Genomic DNA, 20,432 nt, shown 5'->3' with positions numbered 1-20,432 from the left:
CATACTTAATAGGTATGGAATCATTGAGAGTCGATTTTTTTAAATCTGAGAAACAAGCAAGATGATTTTAGCGGTTGTGAAAATCTTCAGCACAGGCTGAAAAGTGGGAGATTAACTGTGTGTTGGCGGCGCTCATGAGATCGTGTGCTGGGGTAACAAGTGCAAGAATGGAGTATCTGTCCGGATTCCACAAATGCTGTGCATAAACTAAATAAGTATTACTCTTCTTCTGCCGATCTGGAGTGCGAGGTGGCCAGGGTTGTTCGTCGGGTAGCTTGATGTGGATGCGAGCGAGTTGAGCGTCTACGGCATAAGGTGGAAAAGTGAAGACGGCGTCATTGCCGAAGATATCCGTTGTGGCGTTGTGCTCCTTGCAGTAAATAAATTCGTCTATGAGCTGCTGTTCCAATCCAGGGAACTTATTGAAAGTGGGGTCTAAAAATTCGGCGCGTGTATCGGGGTTGATCTCGACAATCAGAGCCATTTGGTCGAAGCCTCTGTGCCACTGGCTGCCAGAACAGCAAGAGCCGCATGGCTAATTTCTGATTCGCGAAGAGGGCTAACTGTCAGGATCTGATTAACCAGATTATCGAGATTTTTGGCCCCGTGACGCATCTCAGCGACAGCCCTGCATAGCTTGTATTCAGTGGAGTTTTTGTCGTAAGACCGGATGATCGACATCTCTGGTAATGCCTGGAATAAGAACTCGGCAATTGCCAGGGAGCCAATTACATCAGCACGCAAGCCTTCTGCGGCAAACTTTGCCTGCTCAAAATCATGTTCTGCTAGCGCATCCAGTCTGGCGTAAATTTCACGGCCATCAGCGGTGACTTCCTGGATTTTACCCACACTTTCGCGCAGTTCTGCGAGGGATGGTGCGCTCGCCCCTGAAGTAATAGCGCTGCGTTCATGGGTGTGGTCTTTGGCATAAGATCCGTGTGACAGGCTGCTTAGTGCCAGTGCCACAACCATTGCGATTTTGGTGATTGAGTCTTTCATGATTTATCTGCCTGCTTTTTGCTGGCTCGTAACTAAGTGTACGCGTTCCCTGAAACTGCGACAAACAGAAACGGCCCCAAAAGGAGCCGTATTGTATTACAGGGTGCTCGCAAAAGCAGCAAATTCCGTATAACCCCCGATAGGTTCGCCATTTACGAACACCTGCGGTATGGTTTCCACCGGCTTGCCAACCAGGTCGCTCAACTTCTCTTTGTCGATCCCGGCAGACACAATATCGATGTATTCATAATCGCCAAAGCCGTGGCCGTGGAGCTGCTTCGCCAGCTCGACCGCACGTTTGCAGTATGAGCAATTATCCCGTCCGTAGATAACGACCTTCATCACTTCACCTCGTGCAGCTGCTGCTTGAGAAGATAGCCTTCCAGGGGCCAGATTTTGGCAATCGCGTTCTGGCGTGCAATTTTACGTCCGATCTCCGGATCAAAGTTCTCCGGGCTGGCGCACGCAGACTCGCCGGTTACGGTGTAGCCGTTCTCCAGCACAAGAACGCAGAAGGTCAGCAGTTCGAGTGATTGCGGGGCCGGTTCAGGCTCTTCCTGCTTCAGCCACAACGGTGAGCTGCGATATCCGTCCGCGCCGGTAAAGTAAAACTCGCCTGAGATAACAGCTTCAATGCGTTCCGGGGTAACACGCGCGGCCGTTTTGCCTTTGGCCACAATCTCGTTTTCGATATCCATATCGGTCATTTTGGTTTCCTTACGTTAAAAACGAGCGATCCGAGCACGAAGAATCAGGTCATACGCCTTCATCGTGTCCAGCTGCTTAATGAGGATGATGCGGTCGACATACAGCAGGCGAGCAAACTCGTCGCCGGCAATGTACGCCTCCAGTTCTTTGATGCGGCCACACAGTTCTTCGTGTTCATCCATGACACGTTTCTGGTGTGGCAGGTACTCTTTGGTCATTGGCTTTCCCTTACTGATAGGCTTCCAGTGCGACTTTGCATAGCTCAGAACGCACGCAGTCTTCGGTCGCAAACTCAATAAGGCCAACATGGGAGGAAGGTTTAAAACGCTCCAGTGCATCTTCCAGACCAGACTTAACATTGCCTGGCAGGTCGCATTGCGTCACATCTCCGTTCACAATGACGGTTACGTTCTCGCCCATACGGGTCAGAAACATTTTCATTTGTGACGCTGTAACGTTTTGCGCCTCATCGAGAATGACTACAGCATTCTCGAACGTGCGCCCACGCATGTAAGCGAAGGGGGCAATCTCTACTTTGGCCACCTCTGGCTTTAAGCAATATTCAAGGAACGAGCCACCCAAACGCTTCTGTAGCACGTCATAGACGGGCCGGAAGAACGGAGCGAACTTCTCGCTCATGTCGCCCGGAAGGAAGCCCAGATCTTCTTCTGCTTGCAATACCGGACGCGTCACGATGATCTTCCCGACTTCCTTATCCAGCAGACGCTGCGCTGCGACGGCAGCAGCCAGGTAGGTCTTGCCGCAACCGGCTTCACCAGTGGCGAACGTCAGAGGTTTGGTATCGAGAGAGATAAGATAGTGGGCCTGGGCCTCGTTACGCGCTTCGATGGGAGAGTTGTCGCGTTTAGGTTTTGGTGGCAGAGCAGGGGCGGCGGCCAGCTCGTCAACGATGATTGTGTCAATTTCGTAGCCGTGGATGCGTGGTTTTGACTTCAGAGCCTGACGAGCTGCGCGACGCGCCTGTTTACGTTTGTTTCCCATATTGAGTCCTTTCAAGTGAGTAACTGAAAGAACTATACCGACAAATAATAGGTAAGTCATTACCTATTTTGCGTGTGTTATCCCTCTACCATGTAGAGGGGTATCTTCATGACTCACGGCAGTTTTGCTCTAATTTCGAGTAATTTTTGTGCCGCGACACTGATGTCATACGCCAGATCTTGGGTTTCGTTAATTATATCGTAATGGCGTTCAACCTCATCAGGGCGGAACTGTCTGATTTTGGGTATGTCTATATAGTCATAATACCCGCCATACCCTCCAGCGCAATGCTGTCTGAACAGCGCCCAAAAGTTGTTAACTTTGCCGATCAACGCTATACGAAGTCCTTCTAAAACAACATCATTGAAGCTGTAAAAGGGATTGTTTGCAATATCATCAAAAGCGTAGAGAGGGTCGGTAATGTTGGTACTTACTTTTACTCGGAACTGCTCGTTCTTCAGTATTTGGAGGTAGTTGTAATTAAAAATATCAGTAATAGAATTTAGAACACCGATGTCTCTTTCTGAGTAATTGTTTTGGCTCACCTGGTGCGTCATCTGGAGCAGTAGAGCTTGCTGAGTTTCGGCCTGCTGTTTCCAAAGTTTCAATTGTGGAGTGGAATAGACAACGTAGTCAGAGTCGATGAGTGCGGCATGTGAACGACACATCCATATACCGTTATCAATCGAGCTTCTCTGTTCTTGGGTCAAACTAGAGTCATATCTCGGGCCGCCTTTTGCAGCTGCCGTAATATGGGCCGCAATCCCATTATTAATCCTGCCGTTTGGATTGCTGCTATCCGGGCCAACTGTTACCTGGTTGCAGCCAAGAAAAGAGCATTTCCAGCCTACGCGTTCGGCCAGTGTTCGCTTCACCGATTGGGGAAAATCATCTCTGTTACTCACGTTTAACCTCGCTGTGTTTAAAAAATCATATGGTTGTTTGTTAGTGGCGTTTGTCTTCTTCCAGACGCGCCGTTTTTAAGTGTTTGTCGGTAAAGGTAAGTAACGTTACGCCCTCATCTTTATTCATGAAACCGGCACCGTTTATCATCATGATCAGGCGCTCTTTGCCGCGGAATACCTCATAATACTTTCCCGCTGCACATGACATTGTCTTGGCGCATTCCAGTCCATTCAAGGCTGTCTCATCAAATACCTGGTCTTTAGTGGCAACCGGCTTACCGTATTCTTTAGTAAGCATTTCGTCGAGCTGCATGAAGGTATATTTGCCGACGTTAGTAGTCATGCTCGACTCAACTTTGCCGTCAATTAATCCACCAGTGGTATGCGGTTCCTTGCCTTCAGCCGCGGTTTTATCGAACAGAGCGAAGGCTTCGATGTTTGGGGTTCGTTTTTCAAAGTGGGTTTTGTACTGGCTCTCAAGAGCGTTTTTGTCTTGGCCTATCAGCGTGATTTTATCTACTTCAGACTCGTTACATCCCGTCAGAGCGAGCGCGATCACCAGAGATGCGAGAATATTGAGGTTGCGCTTTTTCATTGGCTTATCTCCATGTTTTGCTGCCACATCCTATCACCCACATGCAGGCAGTCTAATGCTGCCGTTGCTAAATGAAGGCCCAAAGGTGGTAAAACCATACGTGGAAATATTCTGGAGTCAACCCAGCAAAAAAGGGGCCGAAGCCCCTTTGATTTTTGCGCTAAAAAGTGTTGGTACAATGCTAGGAATCAATGGTTAAGAACGTCTGCCGTGTCTATCACAGCGCTGAACGGTCTGGCGACATTTGCGGAGTCTTTCCGTTCGGACGGTGGTGGCGAACTCCAAACCGTTCAGCGCTGTGTTGGCGATGGTGGGTGGACTCGAACCACCGACCAGTTGATTAACAGTCAACCGCTCTACCACTGAGCTACACCATCATTTTTCGCGGCGGTACTTGTTCATGGACAACCAGGCAACCAAGAACTTTCCCGCAACTTGCACTTTACGTTAGTGCCAGACGAGGCTTGTGGCTCGCTCACATAGAGCGAAGATCTGGAATCCTTCTCGGCGGTTGATGGCCGCCAGACTCTTCGATCTTATTGGATGTATGGAATCATCCATGTTGTGAAACCAGGGGCTACATAGGCAACAATGATTTCACCAGAGGGTTAAAGAATCCTGCTTTCACAACGTTGAGGCCACTGAACCGATTTATGTTCGACCCAACATATCGATCAGTCACTACAGCTCTGTGGAATCACCTGTATGATTAAAAGAAAAACAGTGACCTCAACGTTGTGCGCTGGCTAACCAAGCCAGCCGGGTTACGTCGCCGCTTTTAACCCAAGATTAAACGACATAAGTAATGGAAATGACGTAACAGGATGGACGGTCAGCTGGCTGAAACCGGGATGATGGAATGGAATGAGGAAAACCAACCGCCCATCCTGTTACTTCATCGAATAGGGCATGGGTGGTGCAACATGCCCTATCCTGCGTTCTGCAATCACACTCGCTCAGTGTGTCCCATTTCGGTGACGAGGCTGGAAACTGACCTCGCTGGTGTTTGGCTTCTTAGGCTACTGCCAGGTACGTATCTTCGTTTGCAGTTATATTTAACGTTCAAACAGTCGCGTCTCAACGAAAACAAGTGAATCTTATACATATTAGATAAGTAAGTAAATACTTATTTTTCTGTGACTCGTTCAGTTGCTATCTTTTTGATCAAACTCACCTTCTGTTCCGGCGTTCTCGTGATGATGGCCGTAAAACGCTTCGCTTGAATAGTGATAGTTTCGTTCTCCTTGAGTTCGCCGTAGTGAGTCTCCAGCAGAGAACCCAGGCGCCACAGACCGTCGTCTATGCGTTTATGGCTGGCAAATCTGATCAGCAGTAGCTTTACGATTAACTGACCAATGTAAAAGGCATATCCGAAGCCGGCCGCCACAAGGTAGGTTGCCAGCCACCAGTCGAATGAGGTCAAATTGCTCATTTCTGCACTCCCGTCTCGTGAACAACCCGATACAGACGCTTACCGATGCGAAGCGTTTTGGTTTTCAGTTCCTGCCTGACCAGATCGCGACAGATACTGAAGCCGAGGGCCACGCCCCCAGCAAAAGATAACAGGATGTATGGAATCATCAGAACGCCCCCGCCTCAGTCAATTGCTGTAACAGTGAGTGTCCTTTTTCAGTGAGTTGATAGTTCTCCACACATCCTTTTGGCGAAACGTTAGCGACAAGATTCATACGTTCCAGTTTGGCGCGGGTCTTTGGCTTCCAGTTGGCGTAGAACTGTTTCCACTGGCTGATTTCACGCAGAGTTTCTTTCTCCCGTTTACTTAACATGATCATCCTTAATCTCCTTCAGTGTGTACGTGATATCTACAATGCGGTAAATGCGGCCGCGCCTCTGCATGACACCGGCTTTTACGTAATCGTTGATGCAGCTGGACATAACCAGACTGCCGATAACAATGCCGACGACCAAAAATACAATCATCCAGCCGAGCATCAGTCTTTATCTCCAATACGGTCTTCGGTATCTCGCAGACATTTCGGCCACTTCAGACGTGGGTGGCGTAAGCTACCGTCTGGCGTTTTCTCATGGCAGTGAACCTCGACGATGCGTCCACGATACTTCTCCTGATTGTTCCAGATTTCATCCAGGTACTTATGCTTGATACCGCTGGCACGAACGATGACGCCGTTCTCCAGACGAATCACTATCTTGCCCAGCGTATGTGCAAAGCCTGAGTCCGGGTCGCCTGGCTCGAAGTCGATGATTTCACCGTCTTCGGAATCCTCATCTTTCAGCTTCCACCAGCTGCGGGTACGCTTGAACTCGTAAACAGAATCCGGATCTTTGCCCATCTCCCCCTCTTCGTTCTCGTCCAGGCGCTTCATGAAGCGTTCGATAAAGTCTTCATGGCTATGGATGATGTAGAACGGATGCAGGTGGATATCTTGCGCGTAATCTTCCCCGCAAGTGTTGCGGAATAACGCCACCAGCATAGCCAGGCGCTCTTTCAGCTTCATGCCGGTCTTCAGGTACTCTTTGCTTTTTGCCTGAGCACGCCACTCCGGTAAGAAGAAATCGAAGATATGGTAAACGGCACCAATGGCTGTCACGTTCTTCTTGCGAAGCGCCGACACGGACTGGTTGAACGTACCTGCAGTACCCTCACCATCGAAAAAGATGTGCTTGAAACCGGAGAGTCTGCCTCGCTCAAGCATGGCTGGTTTAAGGTGATCGAGTGACGTAATCGGATTGCCGGTACGCGTCAAGAAGTTCACCTCTTCCTCGTCAACGATAACTTCGCAGATAACCCGGAGACCATCGAGTTTGAGGCTGCCGATCATTGGCCACTTGGCCTTTGGGTTTTGTTTAAATGGGTATTTGTCGCCTTTCTCCTTGTACGGAGACGCCAGCTGTACCTCAAACTTCGGAATTGGGTTTTCGAACACCTTGTTGCACAGGCTAATGCCGACGCCGGCTTTCGGATCTTTCAGCAGGAAGCGACGAAACACGTCCTGCCCGTCAGCGCACATTGAGGCAACGAGTGATTCGACAGCAGTAATGGCCGCGTTCCCGGTCAGTTCGCGCGCCGCCAGCTTCTCCAGCAGCTCGACTACCTTCTGATCGCTGGGTACGGAAGTATCGAGTGGCTCGGCCACTTTGTACTTCTTCACACCGAATCGAATGAATGGGTTGAGCATTAGCGAGACCATGCTCTGCTCAAATTCATCAAGGTTGGCCAGCGCCTCTTTCTTGGCGTTGGTTCCCATCGTTTTTATGGCATCCAGCTTGTGCTTTAGGGCGATCAGTTTTTCCATTAGTGTTTAACCTCCATCGGTCGCTCGGGAGTTTTCATGTGTTTTCTTTGGTTGCTTCTTCAATGAGTGCCGCGTACACGTCAGTGACGGGCGCCAGTGAATCGGTGGACGTGGTTTCGGGTTTGGCTGGTTCTGTTTTCTTCGTGCGTTTAACCAGACTGTTAATCGTCATGGTGTTGCGCTTCCGGGTTAGCGTTCTGGCGTGGTCGTTTTGCTCTTCCACTTCTTTGATAAGCGCAGCCATATCGATGAAGTAGAGCTGTTCGCCTTTGCGGATCTCTTCGACCATCATCTTCAGCGCCTGGCATTTGCCAGCAGCAATGGCCGCAGCGCAGGACTGGAACGATGTCGCCGGGAGGCGCTTCTCTTTGTAGGCGAGGATGGTGTGCTGGCAGACTGTATAGCTGCAATGGGCCTCATGGCCGTTGATCTTCACTTCCGGACAGCGCAGCGAATAACCGTTGTTTCCGGAGATAGACGGGATTTTCGACAAATCTGTTCTTGTGGACATGCTTCTAACCGTAGTCGTGTACTTACTTATTAAGCGCAGTTTAAAAAAGCCCCACCAGGGGGCTAAATGGTTTTTCGAGGTTTACCAGGTCGCCCAGCCAGTCATTTTGTCCTGAGCGGCTTCGAACCGGTATGGCTCCAGTAAATCGTTGGCATGGTGGACGGCGTATGATTTTGCCTCCTGTTTAATCATCGGCAGCTCGTTGGCCAGGCGTGCCACCTGCCCTGCAAAACTGGCGAGCACACCGTCACATGCCTGACCCGCGTCAACAATGATGCGCACCAGGTCTAAGTCGCTGCGGCACATATCGCAGATGATGCCGTATTCCACCTCACGAATGCGCTCAACGGCTTTTTTGGTATCGCCACTGACCACCAATTCCAGCAAACCAGGTGGTGTTGTCAGATCGGTAACGCGTTCGGTAACTTCAGGCAGTTCGACAATGCTCAGGAACGCCGCGATAGACGGATCATCCTCTACACCAGCCCTGCCTTTGATCGCGCGAAGAGTTGCGTCGACAATTTCCTCAAATCGTTCACCTTCATCACACACCGCCTGATTGGTGTAGACAACGCGACCGTCGTACCATGCACCGGCACGTACTTCGACCGTTGCGTCCTTCATTTTGCGAGTGAACGCCACGAGTGCCGCGCGTTTCTGTTTAACACCAGGCAGCTCCGGGGACTCTCCAAAACGAACCCATACCCGCATGTATTTCGAGCCTTCCCCAAGAGGTGCTGTGCTCACAGACGTGGCGATGTGCTCCAGCGCAGTTTGGATCGCCTCATCGATAATCTTCTGGCGCTCTTCTGTATCAATTTCTACGCCTGATTTGTCGATAATTTCGGTAACGGACTTCTGAATATCTGCTTTCATAAAGGTTCCTCAATTCCTTCGTCGAGCATATTCTTACAGAAAAATAAGTATGTATCTACTTATCATTAAAGGCGTGCAATTTATACAAGAGCTTTAATGCCGAGTACCTTGCTTTGTAGCTCCAACTGTCTGGAGTACGGCTTGGCACGATAATAGGCTTTTAGTATCTGCTCTGGCGTCGCGTCGCCGGGGTCGAGACCTTCTTCGCCCAGACAGGCCACTTTGACATTCAGTCCGATGCTGGTGAGACGTTTGGCCGCTGACATGGTGTTGCGGATCGCTTGCTTTTCGCTGTCCCACATCATGATGACGTTGCGTAATCCACGCGCCTTGAGCGTCAGGAACGCGCCTAACTGATCTTCAGCGTCCTCATTCATATTTCCGGACAAGTGCATCCCGAACGTGCCAATTGGCTCTACATAATCCCGCAGCGTCTCTTCGTCGAAGATGGCTCGCTTCACGCCCATTACGTCAAATGCCCCTTCACACACAACGACCGTTTGTTTTCCGACTGCATTGTGGCCGTTGTAGAGAAACTTACCCGACGCCGGCAGCTGCATGGGGAAGAGATAACGGCGTTCTGCTGCACCGGTAATGTCACGCCCCTGGAAGGTCTTCATCACGCCATCCAGATCGTAAACCGGTATCAGGATGCGCATATCAAACACCTGCCCTTTGACCTGGTCTGTGTACGGATCGACGTATGCGTGCTTGCCTTCGACGCAGTAACGCAGATCAAAGTATTTGGCCAGCTCCGGGGAGATATGGCGCTCCACCAGATAATCAGGAAGACGACCGTCAATGGGGAGTTCGTAATGGCGCGGGAGAGCTACTGGCCCTTCGAGTTCAACCTTGCTGGCCAGCACGACCTCTTCCGTCTTCGGCGCCCATCCTTGTGAGATCAGCGCGTTCTGGACGTACTCTTCAAAATCGCGACGGGATTTGCCGCTGTAGTGCTTGAGGAAGACCAGCTTGTTGAACTGAATCTCTTCGGGATGATCACCAGCAAAGCATTTGCCGACGCCATTGGTCAGGTTGAAATAAACCTTCCAGTTTGAGCTGCCGCATACCGGACACTCCTTGATATTCACCTCACGTCCACGAGTACTGACGCCACCACGACGGTAGATGATTCCTTCCATATCGAGCCATTGTTCAAAATCCAGCTCGGTCAGTAATTCTTTCAAGTCGCTCACGTTCTTAACCCTACTTTTTGCAGGTAATATCTTGATAATCCTCGGTATTTGAATACCATAAAGGCTCATGTGTTTTTTCTTTTGTGGCTTTGGCAAAAGAGAAAATTTGTTCTCTTATGGAGACCGGCGTGGAGAGCGTTTCTCCACGCCTTCTTTTTTTAGAGGACGTCCATAATGCGTTCGATGAATCGCATTTGTTCGAGGTTCTGCTTAACGCGGATGCTTACGCCGCCTTTCTGGTTACGTGAACCAGCGAAGTACAGACGCGCTTCGCCTTTCGCTTCTTCCTCTTCCGTTTTGTTGATCGTGATAACGAGGTCAGCGATACGCACCTTCTCGATGTTGTCCGCTGCGTGCATCATTGTAGCCACCTCTGAAGCACCACCTTCCCTGTTAGTCTGCGATGCAGTGATGCCGGCAACGTTGTGTTTGTCGTACAGCGCACGCAGGTCAGTGTAGATGCTGCGAATGTTGGCGCGGTCGTCGCGGAGGTCGTAGCTGGCACGCATCAGGTCAGCGTAGTCGACCACGACCATGTCGGGGATCATGCCATTGGCTTTCATGCTGCCCAACATACGATCCAGATCTGCAGGCGACATGCTTCCGGACGGTCGTTCAACAATCCACAAGCTCCCCACGCCTTTCGTCGCGCCCAGCTCTGCCAGTTTGCGATGGACGTCGTCGCGGCGCTCCACCAGCTTGGACATTTCGGTCTCAGACAGACGGGCGTCAAAGCGATCTGACAGAATGGAGGTGTGAACTTCCAGCGACAGATACAGGACGTTGTAACCGGCAAGCGTGGCGTTGATGGAGAACTCACCCATCGCCGTCGATTTACCAGACTTCGCGAAGCCCATGAACAGCACCATTTCACGCTTTGCCCAGCCTTTCTGGTAAAGCAGCTTGTCGAGCAGCGGTAGACCCGTTGTGATGCTGTTTGGCACGTAATCGTCGGACGCTTCATACTCACGCGCCTTGTAACGCTCTGCTGATTCAGAGAAGTAATCGTAAATGCCGGTCGCTTCGTTAGAGCCGATTTGCTGGACTTTAGCCATGATTGCCATCGCGCCCTGGAAATCGCCCTTCTCTTTCATCTCAGCCGCTTTAATCAGCGCGTCGTCGAATGCTACGCTTTTGGCGAACGTGGCGACCTGGTCGACCATGTACGCCGTGTCTGACAGCTTCTCAGCGAGAATCCGCTTAAACGCCTCAACGACGTCGGGGAACAGCTCTTCGCGGATCGTCTTATCGCGTTTGGCGCGTTTGAGCATGTCGAGTATGGCCGACGATGATGGTGCGCTCTTATACATTCTGTAGTAGCCCGACACCATGTTCACCAGAATGGCGTTGGCCGCATTGGAGAACTGGTTTGGCGCAACCAGATCACCGGCGCGAGTCAGAAACTCATGGTCGCGACAGAAGTAGGCTGCGAGTCGATTCTGGAAGTCGTCATCGAACTCTTCAGACAACCCTCGTCCTGTGTGGCAAAGTTCGGTCATGTGCTTTCCTTTGGTGCTTAAACAATTTGTTTTCTAATACTAAAAAAGCCAAATAGGGGATCAACAGAATCGCCGTGCTTCTTCCAGTTCTTCCGGGAAGTGCGCGTAAATCACACGCTCAGGCACGATTTCCATCAACCAGACAGCGGAGAAGATGATGCGGACACGTTTGTCTCGGGTAATGCCACGCAGACGCTCCAGAACCCACTCAAAATAGCGTTCTTGAATCGGGTCGTGCTGCATGTCTCCCAGATGCTTAAAACTCACCAGAGAGTCATCCAGACGGGTTACAGCGCGTTTGGCTAACTTCTCTTCGAATATCTCAATCAGCTCGGGCTGCCAGAGATGCTGGGGGCGAGGTAATTTGTCCCACAGACGGCGTGCAGCTGCGGAAAGAACGGTAGAAATGAAGTAGTCATAAGAGCAGCAGTACTGGTCGGCAAACTGGCGTGCTTTCCAGAGAGATGTTTTGTTGGCCGTCGACAGCTCCTGATACGGCACACGTTTCAAACCGGTAGTGAATTGGGCCGTCTCATAGTGTTCGCGGCCATGCGACAGCATGATGTATGAGTACTGGCGCTTGTATGCCTCAGTGAAGAGGCATGTGGCCATAAGCGGGTGCATGTCGCGGTAATCAAACCACTTTGTCTCGAACAACTCCGCCTCATCCTTGCAGCGTGACAGCCCAATATTCTCGGCCACCCACTTGTCCATGACTGTGGTGTCCCACTCGGTCATGAAGTCGTACTGATCGTTGTTAATAGTGTTAAAGAAGATCTGGCTCATGTGCTCCGCCTGATAGGTAGATACTTACTTATCATAATGAGCGAATCATAGCGACTGGAGACAGCTTTTGGAAGTGGAAACGGAAGGGAATGTGTCTGAGAAGTTGGCATAGAAAAAGACCTGCTTCCGTATAAATAATAATAAGTAACTTAGTATTTATATACAGAAGCAGGTTCTGAACTCGAAGTCTCCACCAGATTCTGAGTGCTGTAATGAAACACAAAAAAGTGCATAATCCTTTCTAAACCTCAACAAAAGGCGACATGATGATATTGTACAAATACGTCCCAGAAGAAACTTTAAAACTGTTTTTTGATCATGACGCAACCAGCTTCAAATTTACTCCAGTTGGTCAGTTCAATGATCCTTTCGAAACCTACGGTGTATCGTTTGCCTCTGAAGATGAAGACTCGCTAGCGCATTTGACGTTTCGCTCAAAGATCAATTCAGACCTAGCCAGTCTATGCTTATCAAGATCACCTTTAGAAGTGCTAATGTGGTCTCACTATGCTCAACACCACAGAGGTTATGTTGTTGGCATTGATACCGAATTAGCAGGGTTTCACGATGAGAATCTTTGTTTAATCACTGCGAATGAAGGGGGTATTGATTATCTCGATGAACGAGACAAATCCAGAGTCATCATCTCCGATAAAAACTTTAAAAACAAGGATATAGTTAAAAAGGTCTTATTTAGAAAAAGCCAACATTGGAAATATGAGAAAGAAGTTCGAATTGTTATTGAAAGTGACAAATTGATACCTATCGGTGTTGATGAAGAAGATAGGTTTTATATATACAAGGCGCCAGGCACAAATATTATTAAAGAGATATTCATAGGAATCAACAATGAGGATTTTGAACTTACAGCACTCGAAAATGATAATTTAAGAAATGGCATTTTGGATAACAATATTAAAATCCAAAAATGTTGTTTCAAGAGGGGAACTTGGGACTTAGATAAAACGGATTATGATATGAGTCTGCTTACTGATTGGCCTAGCGCTGATTTCGGTATTCTTGCCGGTGTGATATCAGCATTCGAAAAAAACGAAATTTGAGATGAAGCGAACACAAGCGGTTTGTGTTCGCTTCATCATAACTAGCCTTTCTTCATCAGCTCACGCTTGATTTCATCGGTGCGCATCGTGACGTCGGCAGCGGTGATCGCCTCGTTCAGTTTCACGATGTCTTCGATTTCCTGCGGCGACTTCTCTGCCAGATGGAAAATGGCTGCACGAATCACGTCAGAACGGGTGAATTTCTCGAAACGAGGGATGAACTTCATCATCTCCAGCAGATCGAAGTACTCGTCTTCCAGCGACATTGTGCGGCTCTTAATCTTCTCTTTCCCACGAGTCGGACGCCCCTGCGGTCTGACTGGCTGGCGCATTGGGGTGCTGCTTTTTACCGGTTCTTCCGGATCTTTGCGCTTTGCAAGGTCTCCCATTCTCATGGACATTATTCTTCCTCCAGACTCATGATGTAATCTACAAACTCTTCGAACTCGGCTTCTGCCTTCTTATCGCGTTCGGCGCCAGTCATTTCAAAGATAGAACGACCCGCCTCTTCCGCATCGTCATAAACGTTACGGTTGTACAGGTTAACCGGCGCAGCCTCGATGCCGAATGTCTCGACAATTTCTTTCGCCGCCAGAATACGTGACGCCTGGGAAGGCAGTGACGGACACTGGTTCACTACCGCGCGGATCTTCACAGTCTCGTTCACGTTGCGAACGTTGTCGATAATCGGGTCGATATCACGCAGGGATTTCAAATCACGACGCTTAGGGCGCAGCGGGATAATGATGAAGTCTGCCAGCAGCATCGCTTGTCGCTGAATTTCGGAGTCAAAACCACCCGCATCAATGACGACGTAATCGTAGCGTCCCTTCAGCGATTTGATGTGTTTGACGATGTCGTCCTGAACGTATGCGAACGGGATTAGCTCAAGATCTTCGTTCTGGCGACGGTCTTCACACCAGCTCGTTGTGGTGCGCTGAATATCAATGTCGGTGACGTGAGTCTTCTTTTTCTTTTTAACTTTGAGGCATACCGCAATTTGCTGGGCAACGGTAGATTTGCCTGGGCCGCCTTTTGTGCCGCCAACCACAATGATCCTGGTCATTGGTGAGTTCCCTTTGCGTGAATTATTGTCGTATGAAACAACTTGTTTTCTTATATGCGATATAGCCTAAATGCCTACGGCTACGGTGTAAAGGTGAAATGATAGGCAGTACGGGTGTTGGCTCACAGGACAAACAATCAGTTGAAAGTTTGTTCGATTGGCTTTATAGTTCTTGTACGGAAAGATGCCGTACAAAGAGTGGCGTAATCCGTCTACAAAACTAAATGCGAAAAACTGAAAATCGAAAAACTGAAAATCGAAAAACTGAAAACTGAAAACTGAAAACTGAAAACTGAAAACTGAAAAATCGACTATAGAGATGCCTCGCGAGTCAAGGCGTGGGGCTAGGAGTACAAGCATGTCAGCACTGAAAAAACAGCGCATCGATCTCAGATTAACCGACGACGACAAGAGCATGATCGAAGAAGCTGCGGCAATGACCAACCAGACAATTACTCAGTTTATGGTTGCCAGTGCCTCTGAACGTGCTGCGGAAGTGATAGAGCAACATCGTCGCCTGATTCTTAGCGAAGAGTCATGGAATATAGTGATGGATGCCATCAGTAACCCGCCTGCACCGAATGATAGGCTGAAACGAGCTGCCGAGCGTCTACAAAGCATGGAGTAAGACGTGGCCAACCTGACCATTGAGATGTTTTCAGAAGAGGCTGTATATGATTTCTCATGCTTCGACTGCGGAGAAACGTCTCTCAATGATTTTCTTAACAATCGCCTCGCCCAGCAACACAGCGGGCGTATATTACGCGGATATCTGCTTCTGACGAGAGATCCGATACCGAAAGTGATGGGGTTTTACACGTTGTCCGGGAGCTGCTTTGCAAGAAACACGCTTCCTTCCAACACTCAACAGCGTAAAGTCCCCTATTCCGACGCCCCAAGCGTTACGCTCGGTCGTCTGGCAATAGACAAAAGTATCCAGCGACAAGGGTATGGGGAAACGCTGGTGGCACATGCGATGAAAGTGGTATACCGGGCTTCCCTGGCCGTTGGGATCTACGCTTTGTTTGTTGACGCCAAAAATGAGAATGCGATGCGGTTTTATAAGCAGTTAGGCTTTACCCCTCTTACGGGTGATAACGCCAATTCGCTGTTCTATCCCACAAAAGGCATTGAGAAGTTGTTTGGTGGAAAATAAAGAAGCCCCTCGATTGAGGGGCTGTTTTAATTCAAGGCTTGTCTGTCCTGCCAGTTGCACAATCGCTCTCCCATCGTGTTATGGAAGAGGATCTCGCGTTCCGTCTCTTCGGTCATAAAGTCGTCGTTACTGACATAAATAGGGTTTGCTGCATCGCAGAACAGCACGCCGGAAGTCTGTGTCTTAATCACGCAGCCACTTATCATGCAGCTCGCGATGAACAGCAGAAGCATCTTTCCGCCGCACTTCATTAAGTGTCTCATTTTTGACGTCCACTGTGCTTTGAAGCCTTTTCCTGTCCTCCTGTCTGGCCTTCTCTTCGATTGCTTGCCGGGCCGCACGACCTCCCATCGTATAAGCACCGACAAGCACGAAAAGAACGGCAGCCAGAGTCATCAGAGCAAACTTCAGCTTTGAAAATAGGCTGCCGGTCATATCAGACCATCCCGTTCTGGTGTTTTCGCACCTGTGACCAGGCGATAAAGCCAGCCACCACAATGGTCGCGATACCGAAGATGATCCGAACCGTATCACCACTGGTGATGTGTCCCTGCGCCTTATCCATCGCCACAGACACTTGGGGCATTACGTCGGCCAGCTGCGCCAGCCCAATACCTGCCGTGACAGTTGCGCCAGCCGTTTCTTTGGTCACAGGAACCGCTTTAACCGTCTTGATCGGCTTAACGACGCCAGCGCGACGCAGACCTTCCTCAATAACTTCTGCCGCATACCAGGTGTTTGGCGTTTTCAGTGGGCCACGGCCGTTCTCGTGCCGAATGATCGCCTCTACCAACGGACGCAGAGTGTCGTAGTCGTGTAGATCGATGATCATGTCCGGGGTGACACCAACGGCTTTAGATACCTCGTTCACGTAGGCGCTGGTGTTGTTTTCGTTTGGCGGCGCCCAGCGCTCGATGACCTCGCGAATGGTATCGATGCTTGAGCCGTCCTTCGCCCGGCGCTTGTCGTGGTAAGTGATGAGCGTTACCGCCAGCGCTCGAATCCCCCATACGGGATCTTTGAACGTGCAGAAACGTGGTTCGGAAGGGTTGCTAATAAGCCCCTGCCACGGCGACCCCTTATCGAGATTGCCTGGGTTGTTGTTACGAATACCTCTTGGAGTTTTCATCCTTGATCTCCTTTATTGCAGTCCATTCTTGACGCCGTAGGCGGCTAACCCCAGCAGCAGCGCGGTAATCAGGAACGACGTAATCTTTGAGATAATGCCGCCAAAGAACCCGCTGGAGATGGTGTCGAGCCGGTTAAGAAGTTTGTCCAGGTTGGAGTGCTGAATGCTGTGTTGTGCAGGCGTCATATCGCCAAAGTAGGTTTTGAGCTGGTCATTGACCTCCTGGCCAATTTCTTCACGCAACTCCTTACCTAATTTTCCAACGACTTCACGCGCAACGATTGCGGCAATGCGTTCAACCTGCTCAGGCGTTACGCCTGCCATCTCGTTCGACATGATTTCCTCCATGAAAAGTCAAATCGGGATGGCAGTTTTATATCACAATTTAATTGCATTTTGTAGGTAAGCACTTACCTACAAAATGAGCTTTAAATTTTTGGGCATGAGCTTAGTGAGGTGAAAGCACCAGAGCCGACCCAACGCCAGTTAAAGACACTACCTGCACGGTATAATGTGTAATGCCCTTCTTTCTTAATCGCATAGATTGGCACACCAGTGTCAACGCCGCCTACCATTGCTCGCCCATAGCAAACCGGCTCTGGTAGTTTCTGGCACGCAGTCAAAGTTAAAGCCATACCTAAAATTAATATCATCTTTTTCATTCTATTCTCCGTTATCCGTAGAGGTTTCTGTTCAAAACTGGAACTCGGTTATTGATAGCTAATGTAGCTCCACCGTTAATTTCATTAACGAGAATCGAACTCACGGTGTTCCCATAACATGTGTAACCGTATACTAGGGTCTTCGCACCACCCGGCATCGGTATGGCGAATGCGTTAGCATATGTAGGCACAATAGCTACTGGATAATCAAAGTTGTGTTTATCTCCGCTGTTCCAGCTCTTATTATCAAGAAACGTAAATGACAATGGAATATTTGCCGTGTTATAGATCTCCACCCCCGATGAATTAAAGAAACTCATCCCCCACTTCTCTTTTTTTGAAATGCCAGTTGCGAACACATACACCGTTACACTGGAGTCGCTGCCTACCCCACCGAAGCTGTAAATAACCTGGTTATTGCGAACTAATCGGCTTGCGAGCAGCGAAACAGCCTTTGAATAAGCAACGAAAACAATAGGCGACCGATCTGGAGACAGGCCAGTATTGAACTCACTTCCACCTCGCAACGACACCACATGCTTACTTTGGAACACCATCGGGGTAAGACTTGGAGACATCCAGACCTTCCCATCAGAACGAACAATTTTGCTGCCGTACATTATTTCTGAAACACCAATATATAAATTGTACCGCGAGCATCAGACCAGTTAATCGAGTTGCCCGATACCGAAACACTTCCAATATATCCATTGATTGTTTCCATTATGTAGTAATCAATTGACATACCTGGCTCAATTGCATAACTTCTGCTGCCACTACCTGTCGGTAGAAAATAATCCAGATAATAAATTGGCGCTAATGCGTCAACCATTTCCTGACGGCTAGGCGACCAGATTTTTGCTCCATAACTCATTATTTTCCCTCCGTGAAAAGAGGCACTAACGTACCTCTTAAAATCAGACTCTGGAGACGGTAAACGTCGCTCCTACCTGATTGAAAAACCAGTTTTGTGCAGTTAATGCGTAATAAGTCCGCACCCCATTCAGGTACATATAATTGACAAACGACAGCACAGTACCATTAAGAGATAGATTAAAGTTTTGTGCAGGCCCATTAACCAATCCCAAATAGAGATTTTGATAACCGCTTGGTTGATAAAAATGTCGGATTTCACAACCAAACAAGCTACCGCTTAGAGAACCAGTAGGGCGCACGGTTAGAACGTTACTGAGTACATTCTGGATACTGCCTGTAGCGGTTGCAAAACCGGTGTAGTTAGTGGACACAACGACCCACTGCATGTTTGTTACCTGCACGCGGGCATCATAAGTACTGCGTCCAGTTGTGATGGTAAAGTCGGCAGTAGATTTACCAACCAAGCCACTCATCCAGAACGGTGTGCCGACCTTAACAGCCGAGCCAGCGGCGGACATCCACCGCTGACCAGTTGTTGCGACGGCTGACGACCCGACCCATCCGGAGCCAATAGCCATCAATTACCTCCCTTTAAAACAGACATTTCTCCACGGAGTTCGCGCACTTCTTCACGTAACTCCTTCACAGCCTCGACCAACATGCCGATCACACCGTTATAGTTCAGACGTAAACGCGCTTGGCCGGACTGATCATTGTGGTCGACAGTTACCAGCTCAGGCTGGACCTTCTGAACGTCCTGCGCGATAAGACCGCCAGACTGTTCGTAACGGTCATAGACCTGAATTTCATATAGAACGCCTTCAATCCGCTCTAACTTGTCGAGCGCCCGTTCAATCTTGCGAATATTACGTTTGCTACGACGGTCAGAGCGGATATAAACGTCGTTAAAACTACCATTGCCACCGCAATACCACACGCCATCGTTCTGCAGAAAAGCCTGTGCATCCGTTCCGTTAGCAGTACGCGATTTGTTAATCATGTAGAACCCGAACTGCGAGTTCCCCAACCCACCGACCATAAAGTAACGATCGGCGTGCTCCTGACGAACAATTGCTGATGCGGAGGAGGTATTTACAGCGGAGCTGTTTGAAAGCGCAGCGTTAGTCCTCATGTCGATCCACGATGTGCTCGACGTCGGGATTCGGATATTTCCGCTCGTGACATCCACCCCTCCCCCAACGCTCAAGCCATTCCCCATTGAAACTGCACCGCTTGCGTTTGCAATAGTAATCGGTCGTAAAGCATTCCAACTTCCAAGCGGATCTCCAGATGCGGTCAAAAGGAAATAGGTGTTCCCCCCATCATTTCTGATAAAGAAACCATAGTTGCCATATGCCGCGCGGTAGGCGTTGGCCGATCTGGAAATGATATCCCCTGCTGCAGTCAGACCACCTGAAAGCGTGCCACCGGACAAAGGCAAAGCCCCCACATCTGCGGCGCTCGGCTTGTTGAGTGTGGTGTAGAGCTGTGCCCACGCCGACCAATTTGCATCACTAGCATCACGGCGAGAACGAACGTAAACTGGCGCATGAGTACCGCTCGTTCCGCTCCAGCCAATCAATAGTTCACCTTCACCTGAAGACGCCGCACCTTTAAGATGAATGACGTTGCCATAAGTCGTTGGGTAATTGTTGCTGTAGGCTTCATACATTTGTATGCCGGGCATTGCCCCCTGGGAGTTAGCTTCCAGCGCTGCGACTCTCCCGCGTGACACAAGTGTGGGAATGGAGATATTTGCTGACCCGTCAAAAGACACGTTATTAATCGTTCTTGGGGTCTGTAGCTTAGTCGCTGTTGCTGCATTGCCTGTTGTACTCTGATTACCCGCAGTATTTACGCCCGGCAAATTGATATCAGTTGACCCATCAAAAGAAACTCCGCCAATTTTTCGCGCTGTTTGCAGTTTTGTCGCCGTACCAGCATTGCCCGTAGTGCTCTGATTGCCTGCTGTGTTTACGCCAGGTAAGTTGATATCGGCTGACCCATCAAAAGAAACCCCACCAATTTTTCGGGCCGCCTGCAGCTTCGTCGCTGTGGCTGCATTACCGGAAGTATTCTGATTACCCGATGTATTTACGCCTGGTAGATTGATATCTGCGGAGCCATCGA

General features: G+C 49.5%; 32 protein-coding genes and 1 tRNA gene. 3 read left to right on the top strand and 30 right to left on the bottom strand.

Annotation, left to right across the window (positions count from 1 at the left end; genetic code table 11):
* Window positions 1-67 precede the first annotated feature (67 nt).
* The 19 genes from AB4K05_RS21945 to AB4K05_RS21855 form a co-directional block, all read right to left on the bottom strand.
* Window positions 68-484 carry a type II toxin-antitoxin system YafO family toxin gene (locus AB4K05_RS21945; RefSeq protein WP_050597052.1) on the bottom strand — a complete coding sequence of 139 codons (417 nt, stop codon included), beginning with the start codon at window positions 482-484 and terminating at the stop codon, window positions 68-70.
* Window positions 475-999 (bottom strand): hypothetical protein, encoded by a 525-nt coding sequence (locus AB4K05_RS21940; RefSeq protein WP_006812569.1) that lies wholly within the window; start codon window positions 997-999, stop codon window positions 475-477. Before AB4K05_RS21940 ends, AB4K05_RS21945 begins: the two co-directional genes overlap by 10 nt.
* 96 nt (window positions 1,000-1,095) lie before the next feature.
* Window positions 1,096-1,341: a GrxA family glutaredoxin gene (locus AB4K05_RS21935; protein ID WP_006812570.1), complete on the bottom strand. Its 246-nt coding sequence runs from the start codon at window positions 1,339-1,341 to the stop codon at window positions 1,096-1,098.
* Complete coding sequence (locus tag AB4K05_RS21930; protein ID WP_032655934.1) at window positions 1,341-1,706, bottom strand: Gp49 family protein; 366 nt, start codon at window positions 1,704-1,706, stop codon at window positions 1,341-1,343. Before AB4K05_RS21930 ends, AB4K05_RS21935 begins: the two co-directional genes overlap by 1 nt.
* Before the next feature lie 15 nt (window positions 1,707-1,721).
* The gene (locus tag AB4K05_RS21925; RefSeq protein ID WP_032655937.1) at window positions 1,722-1,925 is read right to left on the bottom strand and encodes a hypothetical protein; all 204 of its coding nucleotides are present in this window, start codon (window positions 1,923-1,925) and stop codon (window positions 1,722-1,724) included.
* Between the two features lie 10 nt (window positions 1,926-1,935).
* On the bottom strand, window positions 1,936-2,709 hold the full coding sequence (gene phoH / locus AB4K05_RS21920) for a phosphate starvation-inducible protein PhoH (protein WP_045339937.1): 774 nt from the start codon (window positions 2,707-2,709) through the stop codon (window positions 1,936-1,938).
* A gap of 113 nt (window positions 2,710-2,822) precedes the next feature.
* On the bottom strand, window positions 2,823-3,614 hold the full coding sequence (locus AB4K05_RS21915; RefSeq protein WP_227536916.1) for a hypothetical protein: 792 nt from the start codon (window positions 3,612-3,614) through the stop codon (window positions 2,823-2,825).
* Window positions 3,615-3,654: 40 nt separating this feature from the next.
* The gene (locus tag AB4K05_RS21910; RefSeq protein ID WP_032655945.1) at window positions 3,655-4,209 is read right to left on the bottom strand and encodes a hypothetical protein; all 555 of its coding nucleotides are present in this window, start codon (window positions 4,207-4,209) and stop codon (window positions 3,655-3,657) included.
* A gap of 302 nt (window positions 4,210-4,511) precedes the next feature.
* Window positions 4,512-4,586 (bottom strand) — tRNA-Asn (locus AB4K05_RS21905).
* A 749-nt stretch (window positions 4,587-5,335) separates the two neighbouring features.
* Window positions 5,336-5,641: a hypothetical protein gene (locus AB4K05_RS21900; RefSeq protein WP_004110169.1), complete on the bottom strand. Its 306-nt coding sequence runs from the start codon at window positions 5,639-5,641 to the stop codon at window positions 5,336-5,338.
* Window positions 5,638-5,790 (bottom strand): hypothetical protein, encoded by a 153-nt coding sequence (locus AB4K05_RS21895; RefSeq protein WP_000613550.1) that lies wholly within the window; start codon window positions 5,788-5,790, stop codon window positions 5,638-5,640. Before AB4K05_RS21895 ends, AB4K05_RS21900 begins: the two co-directional genes overlap by 4 nt.
* Window positions 5,790-6,002, bottom strand: a complete 213-nt coding sequence (locus tag AB4K05_RS21890; RefSeq protein WP_022649968.1) for a hypothetical protein — start codon at window positions 6,000-6,002, stop codon at window positions 5,790-5,792. Before AB4K05_RS21890 ends, AB4K05_RS21895 begins: the two co-directional genes overlap by 1 nt.
* On the bottom strand, window positions 5,986-6,162 hold the full coding sequence (locus AB4K05_RS21885) for a hypothetical protein (protein WP_000901956.1): 177 nt from the start codon (window positions 6,160-6,162) through the stop codon (window positions 5,986-5,988). The genes AB4K05_RS21890 and AB4K05_RS21885 overlap by 17 nt, the downstream gene beginning before the upstream one ends.
* Entirely contained in the window at window positions 6,162-7,484 is a 1,323-nt protein-coding gene (locus tag AB4K05_RS21880) for a hypothetical protein (protein WP_022649967.1), read from the bottom strand. Before AB4K05_RS21880 ends, AB4K05_RS21885 begins: the two co-directional genes overlap by 1 nt.
* A 34-nt stretch (window positions 7,485-7,518) precedes the next feature.
* A complete protein-coding gene (locus AB4K05_RS21875) occupies window positions 7,519-7,995 on the bottom strand; it encodes a hypothetical protein (protein WP_022649966.1) in 477 nt (158 codons plus the stop codon).
* A gap of 81 nt (window positions 7,996-8,076) precedes the next feature.
* Window positions 8,077-8,871: a hypothetical protein gene (locus AB4K05_RS21870; RefSeq protein ID WP_022649965.1), complete on the bottom strand. Its 795-nt coding sequence runs from the start codon at window positions 8,869-8,871 to the stop codon at window positions 8,077-8,079.
* An 80-nt stretch (window positions 8,872-8,951) separates the two neighbouring features.
* The gene (locus tag AB4K05_RS21865) at window positions 8,952-10,136 is read right to left on the bottom strand and encodes a DNA primase catalytic core, N-terminal domain protein (RefSeq protein ID WP_049002222.1); all 1,185 of its coding nucleotides are present in this window, start codon (window positions 10,134-10,136) and stop codon (window positions 8,952-8,954) included.
* Window positions 10,137-10,225: 89 nt separating this feature from the next.
* A complete protein-coding gene (locus AB4K05_RS21860; RefSeq protein WP_006812582.1) occupies window positions 10,226-11,566 on the bottom strand; it encodes a DnaB-like helicase C-terminal domain-containing protein in 1,341 nt (446 codons plus the stop codon).
* A 60-nt stretch (window positions 11,567-11,626) separates the two neighbouring features.
* A complete protein-coding gene (locus AB4K05_RS21855; RefSeq protein WP_006812583.1) occupies window positions 11,627-12,352 on the bottom strand; it encodes a hypothetical protein in 726 nt (241 codons plus the stop codon).
* Window positions 12,353-12,615: 263 nt separating this feature from the next.
* Between AB4K05_RS21855 and AB4K05_RS21850 the strand changes: the two genes are divergently transcribed.
* Window positions 12,616-13,413, top strand: a complete 798-nt coding sequence (locus AB4K05_RS21850; protein WP_080338102.1) for a DUF2971 domain-containing protein — start codon at window positions 12,616-12,618, stop codon at window positions 13,411-13,413.
* A 41-nt stretch (window positions 13,414-13,454) separates the two neighbouring features.
* Here AB4K05_RS21850 and AB4K05_RS21845 read toward each other — a convergent pair whose 3' ends face one another.
* The gene (locus AB4K05_RS21845) at window positions 13,455-13,808 is read right to left on the bottom strand and encodes a hypothetical protein (RefSeq protein WP_160859104.1); all 354 of its coding nucleotides are present in this window, start codon (window positions 13,806-13,808) and stop codon (window positions 13,455-13,457) included.
* A gap of 5 nt (window positions 13,809-13,813) precedes the next feature.
* Window positions 13,814-14,479 carry an AAA family ATPase gene (locus tag AB4K05_RS21840; protein WP_023315962.1) on the bottom strand — a complete coding sequence of 222 codons (666 nt, stop codon included), beginning with the start codon at window positions 14,477-14,479 and terminating at the stop codon, window positions 13,814-13,816.
* A gap of 358 nt (window positions 14,480-14,837) precedes the next feature.
* On the opposite strand from AB4K05_RS21840, the gene AB4K05_RS21835 reads away from it, so the two are divergent.
* Complete coding sequence (locus AB4K05_RS21835) at window positions 14,838-15,107, top strand: DUF1778 domain-containing protein (RefSeq protein WP_006812497.1); 270 nt, start codon at window positions 14,838-14,840, stop codon at window positions 15,105-15,107.
* A 3-nt stretch (window positions 15,108-15,110) separates the two neighbouring features.
* Entirely contained in the window at window positions 15,111-15,635 is a 525-nt protein-coding gene (locus tag AB4K05_RS21830; RefSeq protein WP_006812498.1) for an N-acetyltransferase, read from the top strand.
* Between the two features lie 26 nt (window positions 15,636-15,661).
* Here AB4K05_RS21830 and AB4K05_RS21825 read toward each other — a convergent pair whose 3' ends face one another.
* The 9 genes from AB4K05_RS21825 to AB4K05_RS21785 form a co-directional block, all read right to left on the bottom strand.
* Window positions 15,662-15,826: a hypothetical protein gene (locus tag AB4K05_RS21825; protein WP_006812499.1), complete on the bottom strand. Its 165-nt coding sequence runs from the start codon at window positions 15,824-15,826 to the stop codon at window positions 15,662-15,664.
* Window positions 15,819-16,070 (bottom strand): hypothetical protein, encoded by a 252-nt coding sequence (locus tag AB4K05_RS21820; RefSeq protein ID WP_000147960.1) that lies wholly within the window; start codon window positions 16,068-16,070, stop codon window positions 15,819-15,821. Before AB4K05_RS21820 ends, AB4K05_RS21825 begins: the two co-directional genes overlap by 8 nt.
* A 1-nt stretch (window position 16,071) precedes the next feature.
* Entirely contained in the window at window positions 16,072-16,764 is a 693-nt protein-coding gene (locus AB4K05_RS21815) for a hypothetical protein (RefSeq protein WP_368481907.1), read from the bottom strand.
* A gap of 12 nt (window positions 16,765-16,776) precedes the next feature.
* The gene (locus AB4K05_RS21810) at window positions 16,777-17,100 is read right to left on the bottom strand and encodes a hypothetical protein (protein WP_016051633.1); all 324 of its coding nucleotides are present in this window, start codon (window positions 17,098-17,100) and stop codon (window positions 16,777-16,779) included.
* 92 nt (window positions 17,101-17,192) lie between these two features.
* Window positions 17,193-17,426 (bottom strand): lipoprotein, encoded by a 234-nt coding sequence (locus AB4K05_RS21805; protein ID WP_016051632.1) that lies wholly within the window; start codon window positions 17,424-17,426, stop codon window positions 17,193-17,195.
* Window positions 17,427-17,437: 11 nt separating this feature from the next.
* Window positions 17,438-18,046 (bottom strand): hypothetical protein, encoded by a 609-nt coding sequence (locus AB4K05_RS21800; protein WP_022649956.1) that lies wholly within the window; start codon window positions 18,044-18,046, stop codon window positions 17,438-17,440.
* A complete protein-coding gene (locus tag AB4K05_RS21795) occupies window positions 18,046-18,300 on the bottom strand; it encodes a hypothetical protein (RefSeq protein ID WP_022649955.1) in 255 nt (84 codons plus the stop codon). Before AB4K05_RS21795 ends, AB4K05_RS21800 begins: the two co-directional genes overlap by 1 nt.
* A 43-nt stretch (window positions 18,301-18,343) precedes the next feature.
* Entirely contained in the window at window positions 18,344-18,880 is a 537-nt protein-coding gene (locus AB4K05_RS21790) for a hypothetical protein (RefSeq protein ID WP_022649954.1), read from the bottom strand.
* On the bottom strand, window positions 18,880-20,432 hold a 1,553-nt coding region (locus AB4K05_RS21785), incomplete at its 5' end, for a tail fiber domain-containing protein (protein ID WP_368481906.1). The genes AB4K05_RS21790 and AB4K05_RS21785, both read right to left, overlap by 1 nt.

This window comes from Kluyvera sp. STS39-E (assembly GCF_040932435.1).
Lineage (GTDB): Bacteria > Pseudomonadota > Gammaproteobacteria > Enterobacterales > Enterobacteriaceae > Kluyvera.
The sequence above is the reverse complement of the archived record's forward strand: the minus strand, read 5'-3'. Positions and strand labels throughout refer to the sequence as shown.

Excerpts from the sequence above, each read along its gene's own strand:
- AB4K05_RS21945 (WP_050597052.1), bottom strand. The coding sequence starts at position 484 with ATGGCTCTGATTGTCGAGATCAACCCCGATACACGCGCCGAATTTTTA.
- AB4K05_RS21940 (WP_006812569.1), bottom strand. The coding sequence starts at position 999 with ATGAAAGACTCAATCACCAAAATCGCAATGGTTGTGGCACTGGCACTA.
- AB4K05_RS21935 (WP_006812570.1), bottom strand. The coding sequence starts at position 1,341 with ATGAAGGTCGTTATCTACGGACGGGATAATTGCTCATACTGCAAACGT.
- AB4K05_RS21930 (WP_032655934.1), bottom strand. The coding sequence starts at position 1,706 with ATGACCGATATGGATATCGAAAACGAGATTGTGGCCAAAGGCAAAACG.
- AB4K05_RS21925 (WP_032655937.1), bottom strand. The coding sequence starts at position 1,925 with ATGACCAAAGAGTACCTGCCACACCAGAAACGTGTCATGGATGAACAC.
- phoH (WP_045339937.1), bottom strand. The coding sequence starts at position 2,709 with ATGGGAAACAAACGTAAACAGGCGCGTCGCGCAGCTCGTCAGGCTCTG.
- AB4K05_RS21910 (WP_032655945.1), bottom strand. The coding sequence starts at position 4,209 with ATGAAAAAGCGCAACCTCAATATTCTCGCATCTCTGGTGATCGCGCTC.
- AB4K05_RS21900 (WP_004110169.1), bottom strand. The coding sequence starts at position 5,641 with ATGAGCAATTTGACCTCATTCGACTGGTGGCTGGCAACCTACCTTGTG.
- AB4K05_RS21895 (WP_000613550.1), bottom strand. The coding sequence starts at position 5,790 with ATGATTCCATACATCCTGTTATCTTTTGCTGGGGGCGTGGCCCTCGGC.
- AB4K05_RS21890 (WP_022649968.1), bottom strand. The coding sequence starts at position 6,002 with ATGATCATGTTAAGTAAACGGGAGAAAGAAACTCTGCGTGAAATCAGC.
- AB4K05_RS21885 (WP_000901956.1), bottom strand. The coding sequence starts at position 6,162 with ATGCTCGGCTGGATGATTGTATTTTTGGTCGTCGGCATTGTTATCGGC.
- AB4K05_RS21880 (WP_022649967.1), bottom strand. The coding sequence starts at position 7,484 with ATGGAAAAACTGATCGCCCTAAAGCACAAGCTGGATGCCATAAAAACG.
- AB4K05_RS21875 (WP_022649966.1), bottom strand. The coding sequence starts at position 7,995 with ATGTCCACAAGAACAGATTTGTCGAAAATCCCGTCTATCTCCGGAAAC.
- AB4K05_RS21870 (WP_022649965.1), bottom strand. The coding sequence starts at position 8,871 with ATGAAAGCAGATATTCAGAAGTCCGTTACCGAAATTATCGACAAATCA.
- AB4K05_RS21865 (WP_049002222.1), bottom strand. The coding sequence starts at position 10,136 with ATGAGCCTTTATGGTATTCAAATACCGAGGATTATCAAGATATTACCT.
- AB4K05_RS21860 (WP_006812582.1), bottom strand. The coding sequence starts at position 11,566 with ATGACCGAACTTTGCCACACAGGACGAGGGTTGTCTGAAGAGTTCGAT.
- AB4K05_RS21855 (WP_006812583.1), bottom strand. The coding sequence starts at position 12,352 with ATGAGCCAGATCTTCTTTAACACTATTAACAACGATCAGTACGACTTC.
- AB4K05_RS21850 (WP_080338102.1), top strand. The coding sequence starts at position 12,616 with ATGATGATATTGTACAAATACGTCCCAGAAGAAACTTTAAAACTGTTT.
- AB4K05_RS21845 (WP_160859104.1), bottom strand. The coding sequence starts at position 13,808 with ATGAGAATGGGAGACCTTGCAAAGCGCAAAGATCCGGAAGAACCGGTA.
- AB4K05_RS21840 (WP_023315962.1), bottom strand. The coding sequence starts at position 14,479 with ATGACCAGGATCATTGTGGTTGGCGGCACAAAAGGCGGCCCAGGCAAA.
- AB4K05_RS21835 (WP_006812497.1), top strand. The coding sequence starts at position 14,838 with ATGTCAGCACTGAAAAAACAGCGCATCGATCTCAGATTAACCGACGAC.
- AB4K05_RS21820 (WP_000147960.1), bottom strand. The coding sequence starts at position 16,070 with ATGACCGGCAGCCTATTTTCAAAGCTGAAGTTTGCTCTGATGACTCTG.
- AB4K05_RS21815 (WP_368481907.1), bottom strand. The coding sequence starts at position 16,764 with ATGAAAACTCCAAGAGGTATTCGTAACAACAACCCAGGCAATCTCGAT.
- AB4K05_RS21810 (WP_016051633.1), bottom strand. The coding sequence starts at position 17,100 with ATGTCGAACGAGATGGCAGGCGTAACGCCTGAGCAGGTTGAACGCATT.
- AB4K05_RS21805 (WP_016051632.1), bottom strand. The coding sequence starts at position 17,426 with ATGAAAAAGATGATATTAATTTTAGGTATGGCTTTAACTTTGACTGCG.
- AB4K05_RS21800 (WP_022649956.1), bottom strand. The coding sequence starts at position 18,046 with ATGTACGGCAGCAAAATTGTTCGTTCTGATGGGAAGGTCTGGATGTCT.
- AB4K05_RS21795 (WP_022649955.1), bottom strand. The coding sequence starts at position 18,300 with ATGAGTTATGGAGCAAAAATCTGGTCGCCTAGCCGTCAGGAAATGGTT.
- AB4K05_RS21790 (WP_022649954.1), bottom strand. The coding sequence starts at position 18,880 with ATGGCTATTGGCTCCGGATGGGTCGGGTCGTCAGCCGTCGCAACAACT.